We start from the raw sequence: 24335 nt of genomic DNA, 5'->3' as shown, positions 1-24335 counted from the left end.
AGGATTATTCCTTTTCTCCGTAAGCAAGGTCGCCTGCGTCACCCAATCCGGGAACGATATAAGAATGTTCGTTGATTTCAGGATCAATAGCGGCACACCAGATAATAGTCTTGTCTTCGGGGAATATATTTTTGATATGTTCGATGGCTTGTTGGCTGGCGATAATGGAAGCTACATGAATCTCGGCTGGGTGACCTTTGGTCAGCATTGCCTGATAACTGAGTTCCATGCTACTACCCGTTGCCAACATGGGATCTGTGATGATTAGTGTTTTGTCATCAATGCGTGGTGAAGCAATATATTCTATGTGTATATCAAATTTCAGTGTATCCTTATATTTACGGTAAGCAGAAACAAATGCGTTCTCCGCTCCGTCAAAATAGCTTAGGAAGCCTTGATGAAAAGGTAGACCGGCACGTAGAATAGTACTGATAACCAATTGGTTGTCCGGAGTGCTGACTGGGGCGATTCCGAGAGGTGTCCGAATGTTCTTTACCGAGTAGGTAAACTCCTTACTCATTTCATAAGCCATGATTTCTCCGATACGCTCAATGTTACGGCGGAAACGCAGGCGGTCGTTCTGAACTTCTACATTTCTAATTTCGGAGACGTATTGGTTTAGAATCGAATTTGTTTTGCTAAAATCAACTACTTTCATGATGAATAATTATTTAATGTATCCCGCATTATTTTGTTTTGCAAAGTAAGCGATAATCTTTCAAATTGCAATATTCAGTTTGCAGATATTGTTAGGAATTTATAAAAGAGATTCAATTAGGGAAAAATTTCTCTAATCCCTTCTTGCATTCCAAAGAAAGTATTACTTTTGTACCCGGATTTACAAGAGGGTATCCAATCTCCTCTGCATTTATATATCATAGAAAGAGATAATAAAACAAAATACCAATTTTAATTAATTCAAAAGAAAATGGCAAATTTAGATTTGAGCAAGTACGGTATTACAGGTGTAACAGAAATCCTGCACAACCCGTCTTATGATGTTTTGTTCGCTGAAGAAACAAAACCGAGTCTGGAAGGCTTTGAAAAAGGTCAAGTAACTGAATTAGGTGCTGTTAATGTAATGACAGGTATCTATACCGGTCGCTCTCCTAAAGATAAATTCTTCGTTAAGAATGAAGCTTCTGAAAATTCAGTATGGTGGACTTCTGACGAATACAAAAACGACAACAAACCTTGTACTGAAGAAGCTTGGGCTGACTTGAAGGCTAAAGCTGTGAAACAGTTGTCTGGCAAGCGCTTGTTCGTTGTTGATACTTTCTGTGGCGCTAACGAAGCTACTCGTATGAAAGTACGTTTTATCATGGAAGTAGCTTGGCAGGCTCACTTCGTAACTAATATGTTTATTCGCCCGACAGCAGAAGAGCTTGCTAACTACGGAGAACCTGATTTTGTATGCTTCAACGCTTCTAAGGCTAAAGTTGACAACTACAAAGAATTGGGCTTAAACTCAGAAACTGCTACAGTATTCAACTTGAAGACTAAAGAACAAGTTATCCTGAACACTTGGTACGGTGGTGAAATGAAGAAAGGTATGTTCTCTATCATGAACTACATGAATCCGCTTCGTGGTATCGCTTCTATGCACTGTTCTGCTAACACAGATATGGAAGGTACTAGCTCTGCTATTTTCTTCGGTCTGTCAGGTACAGGTAAGACTACTTTGTCTACTGACCCGAAACGTAAATTGATTGGTGACGATGAACACGGATGGGATAACGAAGGTGTATTCAACTACGAAGGTGGTTGTTATGCTAAGGTTATCAACTTGGATAAAGACAGTGAACCGGATATTTACAATGCTATCAAGCGTGACGCTTTACTGGAAAACGTAACTGTTGATGCTAATGGTAAGATCGATTTCACGGATAAGAGTGTAACGGAAAATACTCGTGTTTCTTATCCTATTTATCACATCGAAAACATCGTTAAACCTGTATCTAAAGGCCCTCACGCTAAACAGGTTATTTTCTTGTCTGCTGATGCGTTCGGTGTATTGCCTCCGGTGTCTATCTTGAATCCTGAGCAGGCTCAATACTACTTCTTGTCTGGATTTACAGCTAAGTTGGCTGGTACAGAACGCGGTATCACTGAACCTACTCCGACTTTCTCAGCCTGCTTCGGTGCTGCTTTCTTGTCATTGCACCCGACTAAATATGCAGAAGAACTGGTTAAGAAAATGGAAATGACCGGTGCTAAAGCATACTTGGTTAACACTGGCTGGAATGGTTCCGGCAAACGTATCTCTATCAAAGATACTCGTGGTATTATCGATGCTATCCTTGACGGTTCTATCGACAAAGCTCCGACTAAGGTTATTCCTTATTTCGATTTTGTTGTTCCTACAGAACTTCCGGGTGTTGATCCGAAAATCCTTGATCCGCGCGATACTTATGAATGTGCTTGCAAATGGGAAGAGAAAGCAAAAGATTTGGCTGGACGTTTCATCAAGAACTTTGCTAAGTTTACAGGTAACGAAGCTGGTAAGGCTTTGGTTGCTGCAGGTCCGAAGCTCTAATTGGAAAATCAGATATAATAGAAAAGCGGTTCGAATGTCGGACCGCTTTTTTGTTTGCTCAACATGAAAATATCTAAAGAAAATTGCGTTATTTTGCAGAATAACTATTAATCATATAAAATATGGAAGAACAAAATAATAACGGTCAATTGCAGATTGAATTGAAGGAAGAAGTGGCACAGGGTACATATGCCAATCTTGCTATCATTACCCATTCAAGCTCAGAATTTATTCTTGATTTTATACGTGTCATGCCGGGTATGCCTAAGGCTGGAGTGCAATCTCGTATTGTTGTAGCTCCTGAGCATGCAAAACGCCTGTTGCGGGCTTTAGAAGATAATATCGCTAAATATGAACGGGTATTTGGTCCGATACGTACTTCTGACGAATCTTCGATTCCTCCTTTAGCGAGCGTAAAAGGCGAAGCGTGAGACTGATATAAAAATATTAAAAAATAAAAAAAGGTTGTAGTGCATTGAATATTCAAATATTATTCGTATTTTTGCAGCCCAAAATGTATAGTTACGAAATTAATATAACAATAATATAAATCAAAAAACAATTAAAATGCCTACAATTCAGCAATTAGTAAGAAAAGGACGCGAAGTGCTGGTGGAGAAAAGTAAATCTCCGGCCTTGGATTCTTGTCCTCAAAGACGTGGCGTTTGCGTGAGAGTATATACTACTACTCCGAAGAAGCCGAACTCTGCAATGCGTAAAGTAGCTCGTGTACGTTTGACTAACCAAAAAGAGGTTAACTCATACATTCCGGGAGAAGGACACAACTTGCAGGAACACTCAATCGTTTTGGTACGTGGCGGTCGTGTAAAAGACCTTCCAGGTGTACGTTATCACATTGTACGTGGAACTCTTGATACAGCAGGTGTTGCTGGTCGTACTCAAAGACGTTCTAAATACGGCGCTAAGCGTCCGAAACCGGGACAAGCTGCACCGGCTAAGAAAAAATAAGGATTAAAACCTAATTAAAATTAAAGTAATAACTTACGTTTTAGTTTGTTGGAGATGCTAAAGGTTGAGTAAATTCTCCGGTGGGAGAGTTGAAGAAGTCAAGAAGTAGACAACCAAGAACAAAAAACATTATTTTTCAAACAAATGAGAAAAGCAAAACCAAAAAAACGCGTTATCCTTCCGGATCCCGTGTTTAATGACCAAAAGGTTTCTAAGTTCGTAAACCATTTGATGTATGATGGTAAAAAGAATACATCTTATGAAATCTTTTATGCCGCTCTGGAAACAGTGAAAGTGAAACTTCCTAATGAAGAAAAATCTGCTCTCGAAATCTGGAAAAAGGCTTTGGATAATGTGACTCCGCAAGTGGAAGTTAAGTCTCGCCGTGTAGGTGGTGCTACTTTCCAAGTTCCTACTGAAATCCGTCCGGATCGTAAAGAATCAATCTCAATGAAGAATCTGATTCTGTTTGCTCGTAAAAGAGGTGGTAAATCAATGGCTGATAAGCTGGCTGCTGAAATCATGGATGCCTTCAATGAACAAGGTGGTGCATACAAGCGTAAAGAAGATATGCACAGAATGGCTGAAGCTAACCGTGCATTTGCTCATTTTAGATTCTAATACTATAAGATACAATCATTAAAACTTAAAGTAAAAGGAATTAAGATGGCTAAGCAAGATTTACATTTGACTCGTAATATCGGTATCATGGCTCACATCGATGCCGGAAAAACAACAACTTCTGAACGTATTCTGTTCTATACCGGATTGACTCACAAAATTGGTGAGGTACATGATGGTGCTGCTACTATGGACTGGATGGAGCAGGAACAAGAACGTGGTATTACTATTACATCTGCAGCAACGACTACGCGTTGGCAATATGCAGGTGATACTTATAAAATTAACTTGATTGACACTCCGGGACACGTTGACTTTACTGCTGAGGTAGAGCGCTCATTGCGTATCTTGGATGGTGCTGTTGCTGCTTACTGTGCAGTAGGTGGTGTAGAACCTCAGTCAGAAACTGTATGGCGTCAGGCTGACAAGTACAATGTACCTCGTATTGCCTACGTAAACAAGATGGACCGCTCTGGTGCAGACTTCTTTGAAGTAGTTCGTCAGATGAAGGATGTGCTTGGAGCTAATCCTTGTCCTATTGTTGTTCCTATCGGTGCTGAAGAATCTTTCAAAGGTCTTGTTGACCTTATCAAAATGAAAGCTATCTATTGGCATGATGAAACAATGGGTGCTGACTATACTGTAGAAGAAATTCCAGCAGATCTTGTTGATGAAGCAAACGAATGGAGAGATAAAATGCTCGAAAAAGTAGCTGAATTTGATGATGCTTTGATGGAGAAATATTTCGATGATCCTTCTACTATTACAGAAGAAGAAGTCTTGAGAGCTCTTCGTAATGCAACTGTTCAAATGGCTGTTGTTCCAATGCTTTGCGGTTCTTCATTCAAGAATAAAGGTGTACAGACTTTGCTTGACTACGTTTGTGCTTTCTTGCCTTCTCCATTGGATACTGAAAATGTGATAGGTACAAATCCGAATACTGGTGCAGAAGAAGATCGTAAACCGAGTGATGATGAAAAGACATCAGCTTTGGCGTTTAAGATTGCTACTGACCCGTATGTTGGTCGTTTGACTTTCTTCCGTGTATATTCAGGTAAGATCGAAGCTGGTTCTTATATTTACAACTCTCGCTCTGGAAAGAAAGAACGTGTTTCTCGTCTGTTCCAGATGCATTCAAACAAACAGAATCCGGTTGAAGTAATCGGTGCTGGTGATATCGGTGCAGGTGTAGGTTTTAAAGATATCCATACAGGTGATACATTGTGTGACGAAAGTGCTCCGATTGTACTTGAGTCTATGGACTTCCCGGAACCGGTTATCGGTATTGCGGTTGAGCCTAAAACTCAGAAAGACATGGATAAATTGTCTAATGGTTTGTCTAAGCTTGCTGAGGAAGATCCGACGTTTACGGTAAAAACTGATGAGCAGACAGGTCAGACTGTTATCTCTGGTATGGGTGAGCTTCACTTGGATATCATTATCGACCGTTTGAAACGTGAGTTCAAAGTAGAATGTAATCAAGGTAAACCGCAGGTTAACTACAAAGAAGCAATTACAAAAACAGTTGATCTTCGCGAAGTTTATAAGAAACAATCCGGTGGTCGTGGTAAGTTTGCTGATATCATAGTTAAGATTGGTCCGGTTGATGAAGACTTCAAGGAAGGTGGATTGCAATTTGTTGATGAAGTAAAGGGTGGTAATATTCCTAAAGAATTTATTCCGTCGGTTCAGAAAGGTTTTACAACTGCGATGAAAAATGGTGTATTGGCGGGTTATCCGTTGGATTCACTGAAAGTAACTTTGGTTGATGGTTCATTCCATCCGGTTGACTCTGACCAGTTGTCTTTCGAAATTTGTGCTATCCAAGCATATAAGAATGCATGTGCTAAGGCAGGTCCGGTGCTGATGGAGCCTATCATGAAGTTGGAGGTTGTAACTCCGGAAGAAAATATGGGTGATGTCATTGGTGACTTGAACAAACGTCGTGGCCAGGTTGAAGGTATGGAGTCCAGCCGTTCAGGTGCTCGTATCGTGAAAGCAATGGTTCCGTTAGCTGAAATGTTTGGTTATGTAACAGCGTTGCGTACAATCACTTCAGGTCGTGCAACTTCATCTATGGTTTACTCTCATCACGCTCAGGTTTCTACTTCTATTGCTAAGGCTGTATTGGAAGAAGTGAAGGGACGTGCTGATTTACTCTAAAATATCTAAGGCAGCAGGCTAGCGAATGACTCTTAGCCTGCGGCTTTATCTTATTTATAACTATCTAAATTTAAAATTGTAATGAGTCAGAAAATTAGAATTAAATTGAAATCTTACGACCACAACTTGGTTGACAAATCAGCTGAGAAGATTGTAAGAACCGTAAAGGCTACGGGTGCTATTGTTAGTGGTCCAATTCCTCTTCCTACGCACAAGCGTATCTTTACAGTGAACCGCTCGACTTTCGTAAACAAAAAGTCTCGTGAACAGTTTGAACTCTCTTCTTACAAGAGATTGATCGACATCTATAGCTCAACAGCTAAGACGGTAGATGCTCTGATGAAGTTGGAGTTACCGAGTGGTGTGGAAGTAGAAATTAAAGTTTGATAATTAAAAATTAGTGAAATGCCAGGATTATTAGGAAAAAAAATCGGAATGACATCCGTTTTCAGTGCCGATGGTAAAAATGTACCATGCACTGTTATCGAAGCAGGTCCTTGTGTTGTTACTCAAGTTAAAACTGTAGAAAAGGATGGCTATGAAGCTGTTCAGTTGGGTTTCCAAGACAAAAAGGAAAAGCACACAACTAAACCGTTGATGGGTCACTTTAAAAAAGCTGGAGTAACACCGAAGAGACACTTGGCTGAGTTCAAAGAATTTGAAACAGAATTGAATCTGGGTGATACAGTTACTGTAGAAATGTTTAATGACGCTAACTTTGTTGACGTTGTTGGTACTTCTAAAGGTAAAGGTTTCCAGGGCGTAGTAAAAAGACATGGTTTTGGTGGTGTAGGTCAGACTACTCACGGACAGCACAACCGTGCTCGTAAGCCGGGTTCTATCGGTGCTTGTTCTTACCCTGCAAAGGTATTCAAAGGAATGCGTATGGGGGGACAGCTTGGTGGTGACAGAGTCACTGTACAAAACTTGCAGGTATTAAAAGTAATCGCGGATCATAACCTTCTTTTGGTTAAAGGTTCTATCCCGGGTTGCAAAGGTTCAATCGTATTAATTGAGAAATAATGGAAGTTAACGTATATAACATTAAAGGTGAAGACACTGGGAGAAAGGTTACGTTAAACGAATCTATCTTCGGAATTGAGCCCAACGACCACGCTATTTATTTGGACGTAAAGCAGTTTATGGCTAATCAGCGTCAGGGTACTCATAAGTCAAAAGAAAGAAGTGAAATCAGTGGTTCTACTCGTAAGATCGGTCGTCAGAAAGGTGGCGGTGGAGCACGTCGTGGTGATATGAATTCACCGGTTCTTGTTGGTGGTGCTCGCGTATTCGGCCCGAAACCAAGAGACTACTTCTTCAAGTTAAATAAAAAAGTTAAGACATTGGCTCGTAAGTCCGCTTTGTCTTATAAAGCTCAAAACAATGCGATCGTTGTCGTTGAAGATTTCAATTTTGAAGCTCCAAAGACGAAAGATTTCGTTGCAATGACAAAAAATCTTAAAGTTTCCGATAAAAAGCTACTTGTGATTTTACCGGAAGCAAATAAAAACGTATATTTGTCAGCTCGTAACATCGAGGGTGCTAATGTTCAGACTATCTCAGGATTAAATACTTACAGAGTATTGAATGCTGGGGTTGTTATGCTTACAGAAAACTCTCTGAAAGCTATTGACAATATCTTAATTTAAATAGGAGGCTTAAATAATGGGAATTATTATTAAACCGTTGGTAACAGAGAAAATGACTGCAATTACAGATAAGCTGAATCGTTTCGGCTTTGTTGTGCGTCCTGATGCTAACAAACTGGAAATTAAGAAGGAAGTTGAAGCTCTTTATAATGTTACAGTGGTTGATGTGAATACTGTGAAGTATGCTGGCAAAAATAAGAGCCGTTATACCAAAGCAGGTATCATCAATGGTCGTACGAATGCTTTCAAAAAAGCAATCGTAACATTGAAAGAAGGAGATACTATTGATTTTTATAGCAATATTTAATAAAAATGGCAGTACGTAAATTTAAGCCCACAACACCGGGGCAAAGACATAAAATTATTGGTACTTTCGAGGAAATTACTGCATCAGTACCAGAAAAGTCTCTTGTATATGGTAAGAAATCATCTGGCGGTCGTAACAACGAAGGTAAGATGACTATGCGCTACATTGGTGGCGGTCATAGAAAGGTGATTAGAATTGTTGATTTCAAGAGAAATAAGGACGGTGTTCCAGCAGTGGTTAAAACAATTGAATACGATCCGAACCGTTCGGCTCGTATCGCTCTGTTATTTTATGCTGATGGAGAAAAAAGATATATTATTGCTCCCAATGGATTGCAAGTTGGTGCGACTCTGATGTCAGGTGAAACAGCAGCGCCAGAGATTGGTAATGCTCTTCCTCTTCAAAACATTCCGGTGGGTACTGTGATTCACAATATTGAATTACGTCCGGGACAGGGTGCTGCTCTGGTTCGCTCAGCTGGTAACTTTGCTCAGTTGACTTCTCGTGAGGGTAAGTACTGTGTAATTAAGTTGCCTTCAGGTGAAGTAAGACAGATTCTTAGCACTTGTAAAGCTACTATCGGTAGTGTAGGTAACTCTGATCATGGATTGGAAAGTTCAGGTAAAGCTGGACGTTCTCGTTGGCAAGGACGTCGTCCTCGTAACCGTGGCGTTGTAATGAACCCGGTTGATCACCCGATGGGTGGTGGTGAAGGACGTGCTTCTGGAGGTCACCCAAGATCACGTAAGGGATTGTATGCTAAGGGACTTAAGACTAGAGCTCCTAAGAAACAATCATCTAAGTACATTATTGAGAGAAGAAAAAAGTAATCTGATTAATTGAGTAAACTATGAGTCGTTCATTAAAAAAAGGTCCATATATTAACGTTAAGCTTGAAAAGAGAATTCTTGCCATGAATGAATCAGGTAAGAAAGTCGTAGTAAAGACTTGGGCCAGAGCTTCAATGATTTCGCCTGATTTTGTAGGCCATACAGTTGCAGTTCACAATGGAAATAAATTTATTCCTGTTTATGTTACCGAGAATATGGTAGGACACAAGTTGGGCGAATTTGCTCCAACTCGTACATTCAGAGGACACGCTGGTAATAAGAAAAAATAACAGGATTTATTTGAAATAATAAAGTATAATAATAATGGGAGCAAGAAAAAAAATATCGGCTGAAAAAAGAAAAGAAGCCCTTAAGACCATGTATTTTGCAAAATTGCAAAATGTTCCTACTTCTCCGCGTAAGATGCGTCTGGTTGCAGACATGATTCGTGGTATGGAAGTGAACAGAGCACTTGGTGTTTTGAAATTTTCTTCAAAAGAAGCTGCTGCAAGAGTGGAAAAATTGCTTCGCTCTGCAATTGCTAACTGGGAACAGAAAAACGAACGTAAAGCTGAAAGCGGAGAATTGTTCGTAACAAAGATTTTTGTTGATGGTGGAGCTACACTCAAAAGAATGAGACCGGCACCACAGGGTAGAGGTTATAGAATTCGCAAACGTTCAAATCACGTAACATTGTTCGTTGGTGCTAAAAGTAATAACGAAGATCAAAATTAAGGTAGATGGGACAAAAAGTTAATCCAATAAGCAACCGTTTAGGAATTATCAGAGGATGGGATTCTAACTGGTATGGTGGAAATGATTACGGTGATTCTTTGCTGGAAGATAGCAAAATCCGTAAATATCTTAATGCAAGACTTGCAAAGGCAAGTGTATCAAGAATCGTAATTGAACGTACGCTGAAGCTCGTTACTATTACTGTTTGTACTGCTCGCCCAGGCATTATCATTGGTAAAGGTGGCCAGGAAGTTGATAAGTTGAAGGAAGAGTTGAAGAAGGTTACCGACAAAGATATTCAAATCAATATCTTTGAAGTGAAAAGACCGGAACTGGATGCTGTGATTGTTGCTAATAACATTGCTCGCCAGGTAGAAGGTAAAATTGCCTATCGCCGCGCCATCAAGATGGCTATCGCAAACACTATGCGTATGGGTGCTGAAGGTATCAAAATTCAGATTTCAGGACGTTTGAATGGAGCTGAAATGGCCCGTTCTGAAATGTATAAAGAAGGAAGAACTCCGTTGCACACTTTCAGAGCTGATATCGACTACTGTCATGCAGAAGCATTGACTAAAGTAGGTTTGCTGGGTATCAAGGTTTGGATTTGTAGAGGTGAAGTGTTTGGTAAGAGAGAATTGGCTCCGAACTTTACACAAAGCAAAGAAAGTGGTCGTGGAAACAATGGTGGAAACAACGGCGGAAAGAACTTCAAAAGAAAGAAAAATAATCGCTAAACGAATTTGAATTTTAGGAAACTATGTTACAACCGAAAAAGACAAAATTCAGAAGACAACAGAAAGGCCGTCAGAAAGGTAATGCCCAGAGAGGTAACCAGTTGGCCTTCGGTTCTTTTGGCATAAAGGCTTTGGAGACTAAGTGGATTACAGGCCGTCAGATCGAAGCTGCTCGTATTGCAGTAACAAGATATATGCAACGTCAAGGACAGATCTGGATCCGTATATTCCCGGATAAGCCGATCACTAGAAAGCCTGCCGATGTACGTATGGGTAAAGGTAAGGGTGCTCCAGAGGGATTTGTGGCTCCCGTAACTCCAGGTAGAATCATTATTGAAGCTGAAGGAGTATCTTACGAAATCGCGAAAGAAGCATTGCGCTTAGCTGCTCAAAAGCTTCCTATTACAACGAAGTTTGTCGTAAGACGTGATTATGATATTCAAAATCAAAATGCGTAAGTGTTATGAAAATTGCAGAAATTAAAGAAATGACTACTAATGATTTAGTAGAAAGAGTAGAGGCAGAAACAGCTAATTATGACCAAATGGTTATCAATCATTCTATTTCTCCTTTGGAAAATCCTGCTCAAATCAAACAATTACGCAGGACTATTGCGCGTATGAAAACTGAGTTACGCCAAAGAGAACTTAACAATAAATGATCAGCTTGATGGAAGCAAGAAATTTAAGAAAAGAAAGAACAGGGGTTGTGTTGAGCAATAAGATGGATAAGACTATCACAGTTGCTGCCAAGTTTAAGGAAAAACACCCTATATATGGTAAGTTCGTTAGTAAAACGAAGAAGTACCATGCTCACGATGAAAAGAATGAATGCAATATCGGTGATACTGTAAGCATTATGGAAACTCGTCCTTTGAGCAAGACTAAAAGATGGAGATTAGTAGAAATAATTGAAAGAGCTAAGTAATTATGATACAAGTAGAATCCAGACTTACAGTATGTGATAACAGTGGAGCGAAAGAGGCTTTGTGTATCCGCGTTTTGGGTGGTACAGGTCGTCGCTATGCTTCAGTGGGGGATGTCATTGTTGTTTCAGTGAAAAGCGTTATCCCTTCTAGTGATGTTAAAAAAGGTGCAGTATCAAAGGCTTTGATTGTACGTACGAAGAAAGAAATCCGTCGTCCTGATGGTTCTTATATACGTTTTGATGATAATGCTTGCGTGTTGTTGAATAATGCAGGTGAAATTAGAGGAAGTCGTATTTTCGGTCCTGTAGCAAGAGAACTTCGTGCTACAAACATGAAAGTTGTGTCACTTGCGCCTGAGGTACTTTAATTTTGTAAAAGATTTAAGTAATGAGTAAATTACATATTAAAAAAGGCGATACAGTTTACGTAAATGCTGGTGAAGATAAGGGCAAAACTGGTCGTGTATTGAAGGTTCTTGTTAAAGAAGGACGTGCATTTGTAGAAGGTATCAATATGGTATCTAAAAGCACAAAGCCGAATGCTAAGAATCCGCAGGGTGGTATTGTGAAGCAGGAAGCTTCTATCCACATTTCAAACTTGAACCCGGTTGATCCAAAAACTGGTAAAGCAACGCGTATTGGGAGAAAAGTAAGTTCTTTGGAAGGTAAAAGAACTGTAGTGCGTTATTCTAAAAAATCAGGAGAGGAGATTAAGTAATGAGTAATACTGCTAGTCTTAAGAAAGAATATGCAGAGCGTATAGCACCTGCATTGAAATCACAGTTCCAGTATTCTTCTACAATGCAGATACCCGTACTTAAGAAGATTGTTATCAATCAGGGTTTAGGTATGGCTGTTGCTGACAAGAAGATTATTGAAGTTGCAATCAATGAAATGACAGCTATCACAGGTCAAAAGGCTGTAGCTACCATTTCTCGTAAAGATATCGCGAACTTTAAGTTGCGTAAAAAAATGCCGATTGGCGTTATGGTGACTTTACGTCGTGAAAGAATGTACGAATTCCTTGAAAAATTGGTTCGTGTAGCTCTTCCTCGTATTCGTGACTTCAAAGGTATCGAAAGTAAGTTTGATGGTAAAGGTAACTATACCCTTGGTATTCAGGAACAAATCATTTTCCCTGAAATAAATATCGATAGTATTACAAGAATTCTCGGAATGAATATTACCTTTGTAACCTCTGCGGAAACAGATGAAGAAGGTTATGCATTGCTGAAGGAATTCGGTTTACCTTTTAAAAACGCTAAAAAAGACTAATAGATATGGCAAAGGAATCAATGAAAGCACGTGAAGTTAAACGTGCTAAATTAGTAGCCAAATACGCCGAAAAAAGAGCTGCTTTGAAGCAAATCGTAAGAACAGGTGATCCTGCTGATGCTTTTGAAGCTGCACAGAAATTGCAAGAGTTGCCAAAGAATTCTAACCCGATTCGTATGCACAACCGTTGCAAACTGACTGGACGTCCTAAAGGTTATATTCGTCAATTCGGAATTTCGAGAATTCAATTCCGTGAGATGGCGTCTAACGGACTGATACCAGGCGTAAAAAAAGCAAGCTGGTAATTATTGTTTAAATATTGTCAGGGTAGTCCTGATTAATTTAATTTATTTTTTATATGACTGATCCAATAGCAGATTATTTGACGAGGTTGCGGAATGCGATTGGTGCAAAGCACAGAGTTGTTGAAGTTCCCGCTTCGAATTTGAAAAAAGAAATCACTAAGATTCTTTTTGAGAAAGGCTACATTCTTAATTATAAGTTTGTAGAAGATGGTCCTCAAGGAACTATTAAAGTTGCCTTGAAGTATGATTCTGTTAACAAAGTTAACGCAATCAAGAAGTTAGAAAGAATATCTTCTCCGGGTATGCGTAAGTATACCGGTTACAAAGATATGCCGCGTGTTATTAATGGGTTGGGTATTGCTATAATATCTACTTCCAAAGGTGTAATGACTAACAAAGAGGCTGCAGAACTGAAGATCGGTGGTGAAGTCTTGTGTTATGTATATTAATTAGGAGGAATTAGAATGTCAAGAATAGGAAAATTACCCATTAGTATCCCTGCTGGAGTGACAGTCACTCTGAAGGATAATGTGGTTACCGTAAAGGGACCCAAAGGCGAAATGAGCCAATATGTGAATCCTGCTATCAATGTTGCGATTGAAGATGGACACGTAACTTTAACAGAAAACGATAAGGAAATGCTTGATAATCCGAAGCAGAAACATGCTTTCCACGGCTTGTATCGTTCATTGGTTCATAACATGGTTGTGGGCGTATCTGAAGGATATAAGAAAGAGTTGGAACTTGTTGGTGTAGGTTATCGTGCTTCTAACCAAGGTAACATCATTGAACTGGCTTTAGGTTATACACACAATATTTTCATTCAATTGCCTGCTGAGGTAAAAGTTGAAACTAAGTCTGAAAGAAATAAGAATCCTCTTATCATATTGGAATCGTGTGACAAACAGTTGCTTGGTCAAGTTTGCTCTAAAATACGTTCTTTCCGTAAGCCTGAACCATACAAGGGTAAAGGTATTAAGTTTGTTGGCGAAGTAATTCGTAGAAAGTCTGGTAAATCAGCCGGTGCTAAGTAAATCATATAAAATTAGATTATTATGACAACAAAAATAGAAAGACGAATTAAGATCAAATATAGAGTACGCAACAAAATTTCAGGTACTACTGAATGTCCGCGTATGAGTGTATTTAGAAGTAACAAGCAAATTTATGTCCAGATTATCGATGATCTTTCTGGCAAAACTTTGGCTGCCGCTTCTTCTTTAGGTTTGACTGAGAAAGTCGCTAAAAAAGAACAAGCTGCTAAAGTGGGTGAAATGATTGCTAAAAAAGCTCAGGAAGCAGGTATAACTACTGTAGTTTTTGACCGTAATGGTTACTTGTATCATGGGAGAGTAAAAGAAGTAGCTGATGCTGCTCGTAACGGTGGACTTAAATTTTAATCATTATGGCAGGAGTTAATAATAGAGTTAAGATTACTAACGATATAGAACTGAAAGATAGATTGGTTGCTATCAATCGTGTTACTAAAGTTACCAAAGGTGGTAGAACTTTTAGTTTCTCTGCAATCGTTGTTGTAGGTAACGAAGAAGGTATCATTGGTTGGGGACTTGGTAAAGCAGGTGAAGTAACAGCTGCTATCGCCAAAGGTGTTGAGTCAGCTAAAAAAAATCTGGTAAGAGTACCTATTTTAAAGGGTACTGTTCCTCACGAACAATCAGCTAGATTTGGTGGTGCTGAAGTATTCATCAAGCCTGCGTCTCACGGAACAGGTGTTGTAGCTGGTGGTGCTATGCGTGCCGTATTGGAAAGTGTTGGTGTTACTGATGTTTTGGCTAAATCTAAGGGTTCTTCAAATCCGCACAACCTTGTTAAAGCTACAATTGAAGCTTTGAGTGAGATGCGTGATGCAAGAATGGTTGCTCAGAACAGAGGTATTAGTGTTGAAAAAGTATTTAGAGGATAAGGAGGAGATATGTCAACTATAAAGATTAAACAAGTTAAAAGTAGAATTGGTGCTCCGGCTGATCAGAAGAGAACTCTTGATGCACTGGGACTTCGTAAACTGAACCGCGTGGTTGAACACGAAAGCACTCCTTCAATTCTTGGGATGGTAGATAAAGTAAAACACTTGGTTGCCATTGTTAAGTAATTATTTGTTGAATAATAAAACGAAATTACAATATGAACTTAAGTAATTTAAAACCTGCAGAGGGATCTACTAAGACAAGAAAAAGAATTGGACGTGGTGCTGGTTCTGGATTAGGCGGTACTTCTACAAGAGGTCATAAAGGAGCTAAATCAAGATCTGGATACTCTAAGAAAATCGGTTTTGAAGGTGGTCAGATGCCTCTTCAACGTCGAGTTCCTAAATTTGGTTTCAAGAATATCAATCGTGTAGAATATAAAGCTATCAACTTGGATACTATCCAAAAACTCGCTGAAGCTAAGAGTTTGGTAAAGGTTGGTATAAACGACTTTATCGAAGCAGGATTTATTTCTTCAAATCAGTTAGTAAAAGTATTGGGTAACGGAACTCTGACTAACAAGCTGGAAGTAGAAGCTCATGCATTCTCTAAGACTGCAACTGCTGCTATCGAGGCTGCTGGTGGAACTGTAGTAAAACTCTGATTCAATGAGAAAAGCTATTGAAACATTAAAGAATATATGGAAGATTGAGGATCTGAGACAGCGGATCCTCATCACCATATTGTTTGTGGCAATTTACCGTTTTGGGTCATACGTCGTATTACCGGGTATCAATCCGGCGATGTTGGCAAAATTGCACGAACAAACAAGTGAAGGCCTTTTAGCCTTGTTAAATATGTTCTCTGGAGGAGCATTTTCTAATGCCTCTATTTTTGCATTAGGAATTATGCCTTATATCTCTGCATCTATCGTGATCCAGTTGTTGGGAATCGCTGTGCCGTATTTCCAAAAATTACAGCGCGAAGGTGAGAGCGGCAGAAGAAAAATGAATCAATATACTCGTTATCTGACGATTGCTATATTGTTAGTTCAGGCCCCTTCTTATTTGCTCAATCTTAAAATGCAGGCTGGCCCTTCCTTGAATGCTTCATTAGATTGGACTCTGTTTATGATTACCTCTACCATTATTTTGGCAGCTGGTAGTATGTTTATTTTGTGGCTTGGTGAAAGAATTACTGATAAAGGTATTGGTAATGGTATTTCATTTATTATCTTGATTGGTATTATCGCTCGTTTCCCTGATGCTTTGTTGCAAGAAGTTGTATCCAGAGTAGCAAATAAGAGTGGTGGTTTGATCATGTTTATAATTGAAATCGTATTCTTGTTATTAGTGATTGGTGCCGCTATTCTTTTGGTGCAGGGTACAAGAAAGATTCCTGTACAGTATGCAAAAAGAATTGTAGGTAACAAGCAATATGGTGGCGCTAGACAGTACATTCCTTTGAAAGTGAATGCTGCAGGTGTAATGCCTATCATCTTTGCTCAGGCAATCATGTTTATACCTATTACATTTATCGGTTTCTCAAATGTAAATGATGCAGGCGGTTTCTTGCATGCGTTTACAGATCATACAAGTTTCTGGTATAACTTTGTCTTTGCGGTAATGATTATATTATTTACATATTTTTATACTGCAATTACAATCAATCCGACTCAGATGGCTGAGGATATGAAGAGAAATAATGGTTTCATCCCTGGTATCAAACCGGGAAAGCAGACAGCAGAGTATATCGATGATATTATGTCACGTATCACTTTGCCGGGTTCTTTCTTCTTGGCTTTGGTTGCCATTATGCCTGCTTTTGCCGGTATATTCGGAGTGCAAGCTGGATTCGCTCAATTCTTCGGCGGTACATCTTTGTTAATTCTTGTAGGTGTTGTTCTTGATACCCTGCAACAGGTTGAAAGTCATTTGTTGATGAGACACTATGATGGTCTGTTGAAATCCGGTCGTATCAAAGGGCGCGCTGGTGTAGCGGCATATTAATTCTTTAGATTAGAAATGATATTTCTTAAAACAGAAGATGAAATAGAATTGCTCCGTCAGAGTAACCTGCTTGTTGGTAAAACTCTTGCAGAGGTTGCCAAACTGGTGAAGCCTGGTGTAACTACACGTGAGTTGGATAAAGTTGCTGAAGAGTTCATTAGAGATCATGGGGCGACTCCAACTTTCAAAGGATTTCCGAATCAATATGGAGAACCGTTTCCCGCATCCCTTTGTACTTCTGTAAATGATCAGGTAGTACATGGAATTCCGAATGATATTGTTCTGAAAGATGGTGATATCGTGTCTGTGGATTGTGGAACTTATATGAATGGTTTCTGTGGTGATTCTGCTTATACTTTTTGTGTAGGAGAGGTGGACGAGGAAGTTCGTAATTTGCTGAAGGTTACTAAAGAAGCGTTATATATCGGTATTCAAAACGCAGTGCAAGGCAAGAGAATCGGAGACATCGGGTATGCTATTCAGCAATATTGTGAGTCTCACTCTTATGGTGTAGTGCGTGAGTTTGTAGGTCATGGCATCGGTAAAGAGATGCACGAAGATCCTCAAGTTCCTAATTATGGTAAAAGAGGATATGGACCTTTGATGAAGAGAGGTCTTTGCATAGCGATAGAGCCGATGATAACATTGGGAGACCGACAAGTGATTATGGAACGTGACGGGTGGACTGTGAGGACTAGGGATCGTAAATGTGCTGCGCATTTTGAACATACGGTAGCTGTTGGAGCTGGTGAAGCTGATATTTTGTCTTCATTCAAATTCATAGAAGAAGTTTTAGGAGATAAAGCAATATAATATGGCAAAGCAATCTGCAATAGAACAAGATGGAGTTATAGTTGAAGCATTGTCAAATGCAATGTTTCGTGTTGAATTAGAAAACGGACATGAGATTACTGCACATATTTCAGGTAAGATGCGGATGCATTACATCAAGATCCTGCCGGGAGATAAAGTGAGAGTCGAAATGTCTCCTTACGACTTATCGAAAGGAAGAATTGTGTTTAGATATAAATAAAATAAGATATGAAAGTAAGAGCATCATTAAAGAAACGCACGCCAGAATGTAAGATCGTTAGACGTAATGGCCGTTTGTATGTTATTAACAAGAAAAATCCTAAGTATAAACAACGTCAAGGATAATTTGTTATTTTTGCAAAAAAAATAATTTAGTATATGGCTATAAGAATAGTTGGTGTAGATTTGCCTCAGAACAAAAGAGGTGAAATTGCGTTGACCTATGTATATGGAATAGGTCGCAGTAGTTCAGCAAAAATTTTAGATAAAGCTGGTGTAGATAAAGATCTGAAGGTTAAAGACTGGACAGATGATCAGGCTGCTAAGATTCGTGAGATTATCGGTGCAGAGTATAAAGTAGAAGGTGATCTTCGTTCTGAAATCCAATTGAACATTAAGCGATTAATGGATATTGGTTGCTATCGTGGTGTACGTCACCGTATTGGTCTGCCTGTAAGAGGTCAGAGCACTAAGAACAATGCACGTACTCGTAAGGGTAGAAAGAAAACCGTTGCTAATAAGAAAAAAGCTACTAAATAATAATTGTTGATATGGCAAAAAAAACAGTTGCAGCTAAAAAGAGAAATGTGAAAGTAGACGCTAATGGACAGTTACATGTTCATTCATCTTTCAACAATATTATTGTTTCTCTTGCAAATAGTGAAGGGCAGATTATCTCTTGGTCATCTGCTGGTAAAATGGGATTTAGAGGTTCTAAAAAGAACACTCCTTATGCAGCGCAGATGGCTGCCCAAGATTGTGCTAAAATTGCATTCGATCTTGGCCTAAGAAAGGTAAAAGCATATGTGAAGGGTCCAGGTAACGGACGTGAGTCTGCTATTAGAACTATCCACGGTGCTGGTATCGAAGTTACTGAAATCATTGACGTGACTCCGCTTCCACATAATGGTTGTCGTCCTCCGAAAAGACGTAGAGTTTAATTTACCTTTAACTTACACAATGATCTTGATTTTGTTTTTGGATTACATTTAATTTCTCTCTGTAATCGCGGCTGCAACAAATTAAGTTCATGAATAAACAATTAAATATTTAAAAGAAATGGCTAGATATACTGGACCAAAATCAAGAATCGCCCGTAAATTCGGTGAAGGAATCTTTGGAGCTGATAAAGTTTTGTCAAAGAAAAATTATCCTCCCGGACAGCATGGAAATTCAAGAAAAAGAAAAACTTCCGAATATGGTGTGCAACTTCGTGAAAAGCAGAAAGCTAAATACACCTATGGAGTTTTAGAAAAACAATTCCGCAATTTGTTTGAAAAGGCAGCTACTGCGAAAGGTATTACCGGTGAGGTACTCCTTCAATTGCTGGAAGGCCGTCTTGACAACGTAGTATTCCGTTTGGGTATTGCTCCTACACGTGCTGCTGCTCGTCAGTTGGTTGGTCACAAACATATTACTGTAGATGGTGAAGTAGTAAACATTCCTTCATACGCAGTAAAACCAGGACAATTGATTGGTGTTCGTGAAAGATCTAAATCTTTGGAAGTAATTGCTAATTCTCTCGCTGGTTTCAATCATAGCAAATATGCTTGGTTGGAATGGGATGAAGCTTCGAAGGTTGGTAAAATGTTGCACATACCTGAGAGAGCAGACATTCCTGAGAACATTAAAGAACATTTGATCGTTGAATTGTATTCTAAATAATAATTAATTTCATGGCGATATTAGCATTTCAAAAACCTGATAAAGTATTAATGTTGGAGGCGGACTCCAGATTCGGTAAATTCGAATTTCGTCCGTTGGAACCCGGTTTTGGTATTACTGTAGGTAATGCGTTACGCCGTATCCTTCTCTCTTCATTAGAGGGTTTTGCTATCACAACTATCAGAATCGATGGTGTGGAGCATGAATTTTCTAGTGTACCTGGAGTAAAAGAGGATGTTACCAACATTATCTTGAATCTGAAACAAGTGAGATTCAAGCAAGTAGTTGAAGAGTTCGAGAGCGAAAAAGTGAGCATCACTGTCGAGAATTCCAGTGAATTTAAAGCAGGTGACATAGGTAAGTATTTGACTGGATTTGAAGTGTTAAATCCGGAATTAGTTATTTGTCATTTAGATTCTAAGTCAACTATGCAGATTGATATTACAATTAACAAAGGACGTGGTTATGTGCCTGCTGATGAAAATCGCGAGTACTGTACGGATGTTAATGTAATTCCAATCGACTCTATTTATACACCGATACGTAATGTCAAGTATGCTGTAGAAAACTTCCGTGTAGAACAGAAGACTGACTACGAAAAGCTGGTACTTGAAATTAGTACCGACGGTTCTATACATCCGAAAGAAGCGCTGAAAGAAGCTGCAAAGATTCTGATTTATCACTTCATGTTATTCTCAGATGAGAAGATCACGCTTGAAAGTAATGATACTGACGGCAATGAAGAGTTTGATGAAGAAGTATTGCATATGCGTCAGCTGTTGAAAACTAAACTCGTTGATATGGATTTGTCAGTTCGTGCCCTCAACTGCTTGAAGGCTGCTGATGTAGAAACTCTTGGCGACTTGGTACAATTCAACAAAACTGACCTGTTGAAATTCAGAAACTTCGGAAAGAAATCGCTTACCGAGCTTGATGATTTGCTGGAAAGTCTGAATCTGTCGTTTGGAACCGATATTTCTAAATATAAATTAGATAAAGAATAAAAAATGAGACATAATAAAAAATTCAATCATTTAGGTCGTACTGCTTCTCATAGAAGCGCTATGTTATCTAACATGGCTTGCTCTTTGATCAAGCACAAAAGAATCACTACGACTGTTGCAAAGGCAAAAGCTTTGAAAAAGTTTGTTGAGCCTTTGATTACTAAGTCTAAAGAAGATACTACGAACTCTCGTCGTGTTGTATTTAGCAACTTGCAAGATAAGATTGCAGTAACAGAGTTGTTCAAAGAAATCTCTGTTAAGATTGCTGATCGTCCGGGTGGTTATACTCGTATTATCAAGACTGGTAACCGTTTGGGTGACAACGCTGAAATGTGCTTCATTGAGTTAGTTGACTACAATGAAAACATGGCTAAGGAAAAAGTCGCTAAGAAAGCTACTCGTACTCGTCGTTCTAAGAAGAGCACAGAGGCTGCAGCACCTGTTGCTGTTGAAGCTCCTGCAACTGAAGAAGCTCCTAAGGCTGAAGAACCTAAAGCAGAGTCTGCAGAATAATTCAACGATTGTTCATATCGAATATAAAGGCTATTCCGGTAACGGAGTAGCCTCTTTTGTTATGATCCTGTTACTAATCCTAAGATAAATTAAAAGATTTCTTCAATGAACCTTACCTGGATAGAATCTGTTATATTTGTACGAGATTATGGCAAAATTTGTAAAGGTTATATTGTTTCTGTTGTTGACGGTTACTCTTCACGGGGTAGCAGGCAATGTTTTCACTGGAAAAGCAGTGGAGCAGGGAAAGTATGCCGTAACATATTCGATGAGTCAGCATGAGCAGATCAGTGAACCGGAGTTCCCTTGTTCTCCTGTGGCTGAATTAAATAATTTGCAAAGTTATCAGACTTCGGTAACTCGTGTCCAGCGTGTACAACTTGGCGAATATTTCTCTACTCTAAAGAATCTGTTACAGTGCTGTGCAGACTATGAGAATTCTCTCTCCCAGCATTTGGGAAAGATTTATAATACTACGATATCCTATTATTATCAACCGTCCAGCGAGTATTATGTATTTGCTCTAAGGCGTATTATTATTTAGCAGTTTATTTATTGGCATTATTTCTTTTAAGATTACTGGTATAACTATTATCTACCGGTCATCCTATCACCTTTATATTTTTACTAATAAATTAAACTTTAAATATTATGGCAACTACTCAAGCTATTGATGCTACTATATTTGCATCTTCACATCCCGATATCGCAAAACGTACTAGTTTTTCAGGTGTATTAATATCCTCCGTTATGTTGGTGGTCGGTGTTATAGCATTTGCTTCCACCTTCGGACTGGAAGACAAATCTTCGACAGTCAGTATGGCTTTAATGGTTCTAGGAACAGGGCTGTTTCTTATGGGTATTTTCCGGCTATTCTGGAAATCAAAAGAGGTGGTTTATTTACCGACAGGCAGTGTTGCAAAAGAACATAGTGTATTCTTTGACCTAAAACATATGGATTCGTTAGTGAACATAGTGAATTCCGGTTCTTTTTCTGCAGATTCTGAAATAAAGAGTGAGTCTAACGGTAACATACGAATGGATATTATACTTTCTGAGGACAAAAAGTTTGCAGCGGTACAGCTATTCCAATTTGTACCTTATAATTATCAGCCTATAACATCGGTACAGTACTATACCAATGAAAGTGCGTCTGCTGTTGTTGCATTTCTTTCCAAAAGCAAGATTTAAGGTATAGGCACACTTATTTGAGTTAGCAATCGCATAAAGAGAAAACTTTGATTTTTATATGTTGTGGGATGGGGATTAGTCGTCAATAACGGCAATCCCCATTTTCTTCATTAAGAAACATGCATTCATATTTTGGGCAACCCCGTTTCTCTTCTGATAAGAGAAGGTAAGTTCATTATTTGTGATATCTGCTTCAAAGCAATAATTCCGGATATTTTCCGGAAAGGCTTCTATTAAAGTGCCTAAAAGGAGATCATGAGTAGCGATGATACCGTTAGCATTCATACTCATGAATTGTTTGATAAGAGCAAAAGACCCCTTCTGTTTATCCATAGAATTTGTACCTTTCAGGATTTCATCAAGGATAATAAAGAGTTCTTCCCCAGCTTCCAGTTTATCGATGATTAATTTTAGCCGTTTAAGTTCAGCGAAGAAATAAGATTCATTATCGGTCAATGAGTCGCTGGTGCGCAGACTGGTGACAAGGCGTGCCGGGTATATTTCCATTTCATCCGCCCAGACAGGCGCACCCATACATGCTAAAAGATAATTTACGCCTACAGTGCGTAGATACGTACTTTTGCCAGCCATATTAGCTCCGGTGATAATAATAAAGAAAGGCCGTTTGTCGATGTCTATTCCGTTACGCACACATTTGTTACGATCCATCAGAGGATGTCCCAATGCTTTCGCTTGCATATGGAAAGAATGCGAGTTGATTTTAGGATAGATATATTCCGGGTGATTATAGGCAAATGTTGCCAAAGAGCAATAGGCGTCGATTTCACCGACAGTCTCTATCCAGCGGGGTAGATCCGAAGCGTGTACCTCCTTCCATTGTTCAATTTTCATAACCTGGCGTAATTCCCAAAATATAAGTCCATTGAGAAGCATACTAATTAACAGATTATTCCGCTGGTCTAGTGCATTCATTAGTTTGGAAAGTCGGCGTACTGCCTGAGAAGCCGTTTGATTCCGGCTGGTAAGTTCAGCTTTCAACTCTTGCAATACAGGACTGTGCATATCTTTTTTCTCGGTGAGAAGAATCTGGTCAGCATACGTAGAGAGAATTTGTAGCTTTTTGCCATAGGTAGCCTGCAATTTAGTGATTCCTTTGGAAAAGACAGAACTGAATATTACAAAGCAAGCAAATACGCCTCCGGCAATGCTGGCGGGAAGGATATCCAGGCAGGCAAGACTTATGCACAGCAGATTGATTACGCTTACGGTGGCAGGGATCATACGTAAAAGCCTATGCTTCCGATAATAGCTTGGACTATTTGCCCATTCCTTGATTTCGGAGGTATCTGCAGGTTTTCCTTTATAAAGCAACCCTGATAAACGGATTTGTTGTCTATACTCCAGGTCTGTCGATAACTCACGGATAGCCTCCTGCCGTTGTTCAATAGCCTCCTTATTTTCCAAATGCGCATTGAACCACTCTGCCAGATGCTCCTTGCCGACAGGCGTTGAAGTACGATTTATATATTGGAAAAGAGAATGCTCTCCGAAAATATCCAAATCAAAAGTATAAAGATGTCCCGGATCAATATATTCTTTTCCCCCATCAAAATCGGAGAAATCATACTGAATAGCGCGCAACTCCTGTTCATTGATAACAATCTTCTTTTTCAGGAAATCTTTTCGGTGAAACCAGAAATTGTGCCGTTTGACCAACCATATAAATAAAATGAAAGGTAAAATGGCAAATATGGAAATATACAGCCAGCCGTCCGGCCAGAAAATGATAGTTCCTGCTATGGCTCCCACAAATAAAACGAGTCGCAAAAGACTGATATAATAGATACGTTTCCGAGCATTTCGTAACTCCAGTTCAGCTTTTTGAATGGTAAGCCGGTATGTTTCAATGATCTGTTCCAATTTTTCCATAATAAACTCAATACTTTTTCGCAAAGGTAATCAAAGTATATTTAAATATTTC

At 39.2% G+C, this 24335-nt stretch carries 39 protein-coding genes; 37 read left to right on the top strand and 2 right to left on the bottom strand.

Annotated elements, in window-relative coordinates; genetic code table 11:
• Positions 1–4: 4 nt before the first annotated feature.
• The gene (upp, locus tag H8S63_RS18685; RefSeq protein WP_186927610.1) at positions 5–658 is read right to left on the bottom strand and encodes a uracil phosphoribosyltransferase; all 654 of its coding nucleotides are present in this window, start codon (positions 656–658) and stop codon (positions 5–7) included.
• Positions 659–928: 270 nt separating this feature from the next.
• Here upp and pckA point away from each other — a divergent pair, with 270 nt between their 5' ends.
• The 37 genes from pckA (at position 929) to H8S63_RS18500 (ending at position 22393) form a co-directional block, all read left to right on the top strand.
• Positions 929–2536 carry a phosphoenolpyruvate carboxykinase (ATP) gene (pckA, locus tag H8S63_RS18680; protein ID WP_186927609.1) on the top strand — a complete coding sequence of 536 codons (1608 nt, stop codon included), beginning with the start codon at positions 929–931 and terminating at the stop codon, positions 2534–2536.
• Between the two features lie 122 nt (positions 2537–2658).
• Positions 2659–2967 carry a DUF3467 domain-containing protein gene (locus H8S63_RS18675; RefSeq protein WP_007761958.1) on the top strand — a complete coding sequence of 103 codons (309 nt, stop codon included), beginning with the start codon at positions 2659–2661 and terminating at the stop codon, positions 2965–2967.
• 136 nt (positions 2968–3103) lie between these two features.
• Positions 3104–3505 carry a 30S ribosomal protein S12 gene (rpsL, locus tag H8S63_RS18670; RefSeq protein ID WP_005675419.1) on the top strand — a complete coding sequence of 134 codons (402 nt, stop codon included), beginning with the start codon at positions 3104–3106 and terminating at the stop codon, positions 3503–3505.
• 144 nt (positions 3506–3649) lie between these two features.
• Complete coding sequence (gene rpsG / locus H8S63_RS18665) at positions 3650–4126, top strand: 30S ribosomal protein S7 (protein ID WP_005675420.1); 477 nt, start codon at positions 3650–3652, stop codon at positions 4124–4126.
• 45 nt (positions 4127–4171) lie between these two features.
• The gene (gene fusA, locus H8S63_RS18660) at positions 4172–6289 is read left to right on the top strand and encodes an elongation factor G (RefSeq protein ID WP_007747921.1); all 2118 of its coding nucleotides are present in this window, start codon (positions 4172–4174) and stop codon (positions 6287–6289) included.
• 81 nt (positions 6290–6370) lie between these two features.
• Positions 6371–6676 carry a 30S ribosomal protein S10 gene (gene rpsJ / locus H8S63_RS18655; RefSeq protein WP_002558075.1) on the top strand — a complete coding sequence of 102 codons (306 nt, stop codon included), beginning with the start codon at positions 6371–6373 and terminating at the stop codon, positions 6674–6676.
• Between the two features lie 18 nt (positions 6677–6694).
• On the top strand, positions 6695–7312 hold the full coding sequence (gene rplC / locus H8S63_RS18650; protein ID WP_007747928.1) for a 50S ribosomal protein L3: 618 nt from the start codon (positions 6695–6697) through the stop codon (positions 7310–7312).
• Complete coding sequence (rplD, locus tag H8S63_RS18645) at positions 7312–7938, top strand: 50S ribosomal protein L4 (RefSeq protein ID WP_007747930.1); 627 nt, start codon at positions 7312–7314, stop codon at positions 7936–7938. The genes rplC and rplD overlap by 1 nt, the downstream gene beginning before the upstream one ends.
• 16 nt (positions 7939–7954) lie before the next feature.
• Positions 7955–8245 carry a 50S ribosomal protein L23 gene (gene rplW, locus H8S63_RS18640; RefSeq protein WP_007747932.1) on the top strand — a complete coding sequence of 97 codons (291 nt, stop codon included), beginning with the start codon at positions 7955–7957 and terminating at the stop codon, positions 8243–8245.
• 5 nt (positions 8246–8250) lie between these two features.
• Positions 8251–9075 carry a 50S ribosomal protein L2 gene (gene rplB / locus H8S63_RS18635; protein WP_007747936.1) on the top strand — a complete coding sequence of 275 codons (825 nt, stop codon included), beginning with the start codon at positions 8251–8253 and terminating at the stop codon, positions 9073–9075.
• Between the two features lie 20 nt (positions 9076–9095).
• The gene (rpsS, locus tag H8S63_RS18630; protein ID WP_007747939.1) at positions 9096–9365 is read left to right on the top strand and encodes a 30S ribosomal protein S19; all 270 of its coding nucleotides are present in this window, start codon (positions 9096–9098) and stop codon (positions 9363–9365) included.
• 34 nt (positions 9366–9399) lie between these two features.
• Complete coding sequence (rplV, locus tag H8S63_RS18625) at positions 9400–9810, top strand: 50S ribosomal protein L22 (protein WP_005675428.1); 411 nt, start codon at positions 9400–9402, stop codon at positions 9808–9810.
• Positions 9811–9815: 5 nt separating this feature from the next.
• Positions 9816–10547 carry a 30S ribosomal protein S3 gene (gene rpsC / locus H8S63_RS18620; RefSeq protein WP_005675430.1) on the top strand — a complete coding sequence of 244 codons (732 nt, stop codon included), beginning with the start codon at positions 9816–9818 and terminating at the stop codon, positions 10545–10547.
• A gap of 23 nt (positions 10548–10570) precedes the next feature.
• Positions 10571–11005: a 50S ribosomal protein L16 gene (gene rplP, locus H8S63_RS18615; RefSeq protein WP_004291234.1), complete on the top strand. Its 435-nt coding sequence runs from the start codon at positions 10571–10573 to the stop codon at positions 11003–11005.
• 5 nt (positions 11006–11010) lie between these two features.
• Entirely contained in the window at positions 11011–11208 is a 198-nt protein-coding gene (gene rpmC, locus H8S63_RS18610) for a 50S ribosomal protein L29 (RefSeq protein ID WP_007747942.1), read from the top strand.
• Positions 11205–11474: a 30S ribosomal protein S17 gene (gene rpsQ, locus H8S63_RS18605; protein ID WP_004296341.1), complete on the top strand. Its 270-nt coding sequence runs from the start codon at positions 11205–11207 to the stop codon at positions 11472–11474. Before rpmC ends, rpsQ begins: the two co-directional genes overlap by 4 nt.
• A gap of 2 nt (positions 11475–11476) precedes the next feature.
• Positions 11477–11842 (top strand): 50S ribosomal protein L14, encoded by a 366-nt coding sequence (rplN, locus tag H8S63_RS18600; RefSeq protein ID WP_004296340.1) that lies wholly within the window; start codon positions 11477–11479, stop codon positions 11840–11842.
• A gap of 20 nt (positions 11843–11862) precedes the next feature.
• Entirely contained in the window at positions 11863–12192 is a 330-nt protein-coding gene (gene rplX, locus H8S63_RS18595) for a 50S ribosomal protein L24 (protein ID WP_007747948.1), read from the top strand.
• The gene (gene rplE / locus H8S63_RS18590) at positions 12192–12749 is read left to right on the top strand and encodes a 50S ribosomal protein L5 (RefSeq protein ID WP_004310886.1); all 558 of its coding nucleotides are present in this window, start codon (positions 12192–12194) and stop codon (positions 12747–12749) included. The genes rplX and rplE overlap by 1 nt, the downstream gene beginning before the upstream one ends.
• 5 nt (positions 12750–12754) lie before the next feature.
• Positions 12755–13054, top strand: coding sequence for a 30S ribosomal protein S14 (gene rpsN / locus H8S63_RS18585; RefSeq protein WP_004310885.1), 300 nt, complete (start codon positions 12755–12757; stop codon positions 13052–13054).
• Between the two features lie 53 nt (positions 13055–13107).
• Positions 13108–13503 (top strand): 30S ribosomal protein S8, encoded by a 396-nt coding sequence (gene rpsH / locus H8S63_RS18580; protein ID WP_004296336.1) that lies wholly within the window; start codon positions 13108–13110, stop codon positions 13501–13503.
• Between the two features lie 15 nt (positions 13504–13518).
• A complete protein-coding gene (gene rplF / locus H8S63_RS18575) occupies positions 13519–14088 on the top strand; it encodes a 50S ribosomal protein L6 (RefSeq protein ID WP_004296335.1) in 570 nt (189 codons plus the stop codon).
• 21 nt (positions 14089–14109) lie between these two features.
• Entirely contained in the window at positions 14110–14454 is a 345-nt protein-coding gene (rplR, locus tag H8S63_RS18570) for a 50S ribosomal protein L18 (protein WP_007747951.1), read from the top strand.
• Positions 14455–14459: 5 nt separating this feature from the next.
• The gene (rpsE, locus tag H8S63_RS18565) at positions 14460–14978 is read left to right on the top strand and encodes a 30S ribosomal protein S5 (protein WP_007747952.1); all 519 of its coding nucleotides are present in this window, start codon (positions 14460–14462) and stop codon (positions 14976–14978) included.
• A 9-nt stretch (positions 14979–14987) separates the two neighbouring features.
• Positions 14988–15164: a 50S ribosomal protein L30 gene (gene rpmD, locus H8S63_RS18560; protein WP_004296332.1), complete on the top strand. Its 177-nt coding sequence runs from the start codon at positions 14988–14990 to the stop codon at positions 15162–15164.
• A gap of 32 nt (positions 15165–15196) precedes the next feature.
• A complete protein-coding gene (rplO, locus tag H8S63_RS18555; RefSeq protein ID WP_007761937.1) occupies positions 15197–15643 on the top strand; it encodes a 50S ribosomal protein L15 in 447 nt (148 codons plus the stop codon).
• 4 nt (positions 15644–15647) lie between these two features.
• Positions 15648–16988, top strand: a complete 1341-nt coding sequence (secY, locus tag H8S63_RS18550) for a preprotein translocase subunit SecY (RefSeq protein ID WP_007761929.1) — start codon at positions 15648–15650, stop codon at positions 16986–16988.
• Positions 16989–17003: 15 nt separating this feature from the next.
• Positions 17004–17801, top strand: coding sequence for a type I methionyl aminopeptidase (gene map, locus H8S63_RS18545; RefSeq protein WP_007747962.1), 798 nt, complete (start codon positions 17004–17006; stop codon positions 17799–17801).
• Position 17802: 1 nt separating this feature from the next.
• Entirely contained in the window at positions 17803–18021 is a 219-nt protein-coding gene (gene infA / locus H8S63_RS18540; RefSeq protein ID WP_002558052.1) for a translation initiation factor IF-1, read from the top strand.
• Between the two features lie 8 nt (positions 18022–18029).
• Positions 18030–18146, top strand: coding sequence for a type B 50S ribosomal protein L36 (gene ykgO / locus H8S63_RS18535; RefSeq protein ID WP_002558051.1), 117 nt, complete (start codon positions 18030–18032; stop codon positions 18144–18146).
• Positions 18147–18179: 33 nt separating this feature from the next.
• Positions 18180–18560, top strand: coding sequence for a 30S ribosomal protein S13 (gene rpsM / locus H8S63_RS18530; protein WP_004296328.1), 381 nt, complete (start codon positions 18180–18182; stop codon positions 18558–18560).
• 11 nt (positions 18561–18571) lie between these two features.
• On the top strand, positions 18572–18961 hold the full coding sequence (gene rpsK, locus H8S63_RS18525) for a 30S ribosomal protein S11 (protein WP_004296327.1): 390 nt from the start codon (positions 18572–18574) through the stop codon (positions 18959–18961).
• A 118-nt stretch (positions 18962–19079) separates the two neighbouring features.
• On the top strand, positions 19080–19685 hold the full coding sequence (gene rpsD, locus H8S63_RS18520; protein WP_005675444.1) for a 30S ribosomal protein S4: 606 nt from the start codon (positions 19080–19082) through the stop codon (positions 19683–19685).
• An 11-nt stretch (positions 19686–19696) separates the two neighbouring features.
• Positions 19697–20689, top strand: a complete 993-nt coding sequence (locus H8S63_RS18515; protein WP_004296325.1) for a DNA-directed RNA polymerase subunit alpha — start codon at positions 19697–19699, stop codon at positions 20687–20689.
• Positions 20690–20692: 3 nt separating this feature from the next.
• Entirely contained in the window at positions 20693–21202 is a 510-nt protein-coding gene (gene rplQ, locus H8S63_RS18510) for a 50S ribosomal protein L17 (RefSeq protein ID WP_007747966.1), read from the top strand.
• Between the two features lie 148 nt (positions 21203–21350).
• Complete coding sequence (locus tag H8S63_RS18505) at positions 21351–21746, top strand: hypothetical protein (RefSeq protein ID WP_186927608.1); 396 nt, start codon at positions 21351–21353, stop codon at positions 21744–21746.
• Positions 21747–21853: 107 nt separating this feature from the next.
• On the top strand, positions 21854–22393 hold the full coding sequence (locus tag H8S63_RS18500; RefSeq protein WP_007747972.1) for a hypothetical protein: 540 nt from the start codon (positions 21854–21856) through the stop codon (positions 22391–22393).
• Between the two features lie 75 nt (positions 22394–22468).
• Here the strand turns inward: H8S63_RS18500 and H8S63_RS18495 are convergent, their stop codons facing one another.
• On the bottom strand, positions 22469–24283 hold the full coding sequence (locus tag H8S63_RS18495; protein ID WP_186927607.1) for a MutS family DNA mismatch repair protein: 1815 nt from the start codon (positions 24281–24283) through the stop codon (positions 22469–22471).
• Positions 24284–24335: the final 52 nt, after the last annotated feature.

Origin of the sequence: Bacteroides sp. NSJ-39 (assembly GCF_014287315.1) — a bacterium.
Classification (GTDB): Bacteria; Bacteroidota; Bacteroidia; order Bacteroidales; family Bacteroidaceae; genus Bacteroides; species Bacteroides finegoldii.
Note: the sequence above shows the minus strand (reverse complement) of the source record. Positions and strands in the feature narration are given on the sequence as shown.

Excerpts from the sequence above, each read along its gene's own strand:
- upp (WP_186927610.1), bottom strand. The coding sequence starts at position 658 with ATGAAAGTAGTTGATTTTAGCAAAACAAATTCGATTCTAAACCAATAC.
- pckA (WP_186927609.1), top strand. The coding sequence starts at position 929 with ATGGCAAATTTAGATTTGAGCAAGTACGGTATTACAGGTGTAACAGAA.
- H8S63_RS18675 (WP_007761958.1), top strand. The coding sequence starts at position 2,659 with ATGGAAGAACAAAATAATAACGGTCAATTGCAGATTGAATTGAAGGAA.
- rpsL (WP_005675419.1), top strand. The coding sequence starts at position 3,104 with ATGCCTACAATTCAGCAATTAGTAAGAAAAGGACGCGAAGTGCTGGTG.
- rpsG (WP_005675420.1), top strand. The coding sequence starts at position 3,650 with ATGAGAAAAGCAAAACCAAAAAAACGCGTTATCCTTCCGGATCCCGTG.
- fusA (WP_007747921.1), top strand. The coding sequence starts at position 4,172 with ATGGCTAAGCAAGATTTACATTTGACTCGTAATATCGGTATCATGGCT.
- rpsJ (WP_002558075.1), top strand. The coding sequence starts at position 6,371 with ATGAGTCAGAAAATTAGAATTAAATTGAAATCTTACGACCACAACTTG.
- rplC (WP_007747928.1), top strand. The coding sequence starts at position 6,695 with ATGCCAGGATTATTAGGAAAAAAAATCGGAATGACATCCGTTTTCAGT.
- rplD (WP_007747930.1), top strand. The coding sequence starts at position 7,312 with ATGGAAGTTAACGTATATAACATTAAAGGTGAAGACACTGGGAGAAAG.
- rplW (WP_007747932.1), top strand. The coding sequence starts at position 7,955 with ATGGGAATTATTATTAAACCGTTGGTAACAGAGAAAATGACTGCAATT.
- rplB (WP_007747936.1), top strand. The coding sequence starts at position 8,251 with ATGGCAGTACGTAAATTTAAGCCCACAACACCGGGGCAAAGACATAAA.
- rpsS (WP_007747939.1), top strand. The coding sequence starts at position 9,096 with ATGAGTCGTTCATTAAAAAAAGGTCCATATATTAACGTTAAGCTTGAA.
- rplV (WP_005675428.1), top strand. The coding sequence starts at position 9,400 with ATGGGAGCAAGAAAAAAAATATCGGCTGAAAAAAGAAAAGAAGCCCTT.
- rpsC (WP_005675430.1), top strand. The coding sequence starts at position 9,816 with ATGGGACAAAAAGTTAATCCAATAAGCAACCGTTTAGGAATTATCAGA.
- rplP (WP_004291234.1), top strand. The coding sequence starts at position 10,571 with ATGTTACAACCGAAAAAGACAAAATTCAGAAGACAACAGAAAGGCCGT.
- rpmC (WP_007747942.1), top strand. The coding sequence starts at position 11,011 with ATGAAAATTGCAGAAATTAAAGAAATGACTACTAATGATTTAGTAGAA.
- rpsQ (WP_004296341.1), top strand. The coding sequence starts at position 11,205 with ATGATCAGCTTGATGGAAGCAAGAAATTTAAGAAAAGAAAGAACAGGG.
- rplN (WP_004296340.1), top strand. The coding sequence starts at position 11,477 with ATGATACAAGTAGAATCCAGACTTACAGTATGTGATAACAGTGGAGCG.
- rplX (WP_007747948.1), top strand. The coding sequence starts at position 11,863 with ATGAGTAAATTACATATTAAAAAAGGCGATACAGTTTACGTAAATGCT.
- rplE (WP_004310886.1), top strand. The coding sequence starts at position 12,192 with ATGAGTAATACTGCTAGTCTTAAGAAAGAATATGCAGAGCGTATAGCA.
- rpsN (WP_004310885.1), top strand. The coding sequence starts at position 12,755 with ATGGCAAAGGAATCAATGAAAGCACGTGAAGTTAAACGTGCTAAATTA.
- rpsH (WP_004296336.1), top strand. The coding sequence starts at position 13,108 with ATGACTGATCCAATAGCAGATTATTTGACGAGGTTGCGGAATGCGATT.
- rplF (WP_004296335.1), top strand. The coding sequence starts at position 13,519 with ATGTCAAGAATAGGAAAATTACCCATTAGTATCCCTGCTGGAGTGACA.
- rplR (WP_007747951.1), top strand. The coding sequence starts at position 14,110 with ATGACAACAAAAATAGAAAGACGAATTAAGATCAAATATAGAGTACGC.
- rpsE (WP_007747952.1), top strand. The coding sequence starts at position 14,460 with ATGGCAGGAGTTAATAATAGAGTTAAGATTACTAACGATATAGAACTG.
- rpmD (WP_004296332.1), top strand. The coding sequence starts at position 14,988 with ATGTCAACTATAAAGATTAAACAAGTTAAAAGTAGAATTGGTGCTCCG.
- rplO (WP_007761937.1), top strand. The coding sequence starts at position 15,197 with ATGAACTTAAGTAATTTAAAACCTGCAGAGGGATCTACTAAGACAAGA.
- secY (WP_007761929.1), top strand. The coding sequence starts at position 15,648 with ATGAGAAAAGCTATTGAAACATTAAAGAATATATGGAAGATTGAGGAT.
- map (WP_007747962.1), top strand. The coding sequence starts at position 17,004 with ATGATATTTCTTAAAACAGAAGATGAAATAGAATTGCTCCGTCAGAGT.
- infA (WP_002558052.1), top strand. The coding sequence starts at position 17,803 with ATGGCAAAGCAATCTGCAATAGAACAAGATGGAGTTATAGTTGAAGCA.
- ykgO (WP_002558051.1), top strand. The coding sequence starts at position 18,030 with ATGAAAGTAAGAGCATCATTAAAGAAACGCACGCCAGAATGTAAGATC.
- rpsM (WP_004296328.1), top strand. The coding sequence starts at position 18,180 with ATGGCTATAAGAATAGTTGGTGTAGATTTGCCTCAGAACAAAAGAGGT.
- rpsK (WP_004296327.1), top strand. The coding sequence starts at position 18,572 with ATGGCAAAAAAAACAGTTGCAGCTAAAAAGAGAAATGTGAAAGTAGAC.
- rpsD (WP_005675444.1), top strand. The coding sequence starts at position 19,080 with ATGGCTAGATATACTGGACCAAAATCAAGAATCGCCCGTAAATTCGGT.
- H8S63_RS18515 (WP_004296325.1), top strand. The coding sequence starts at position 19,697 with ATGGCGATATTAGCATTTCAAAAACCTGATAAAGTATTAATGTTGGAG.
- rplQ (WP_007747966.1), top strand. The coding sequence starts at position 20,693 with ATGAGACATAATAAAAAATTCAATCATTTAGGTCGTACTGCTTCTCAT.
- H8S63_RS18505 (WP_186927608.1), top strand. The coding sequence starts at position 21,351 with ATGGCAAAATTTGTAAAGGTTATATTGTTTCTGTTGTTGACGGTTACT.
- H8S63_RS18500 (WP_007747972.1), top strand. The coding sequence starts at position 21,854 with ATGGCAACTACTCAAGCTATTGATGCTACTATATTTGCATCTTCACAT.
- H8S63_RS18495 (WP_186927607.1), bottom strand. The coding sequence starts at position 24,283 with ATGGAAAAATTGGAACAGATCATTGAAACATACCGGCTTACCATTCAA.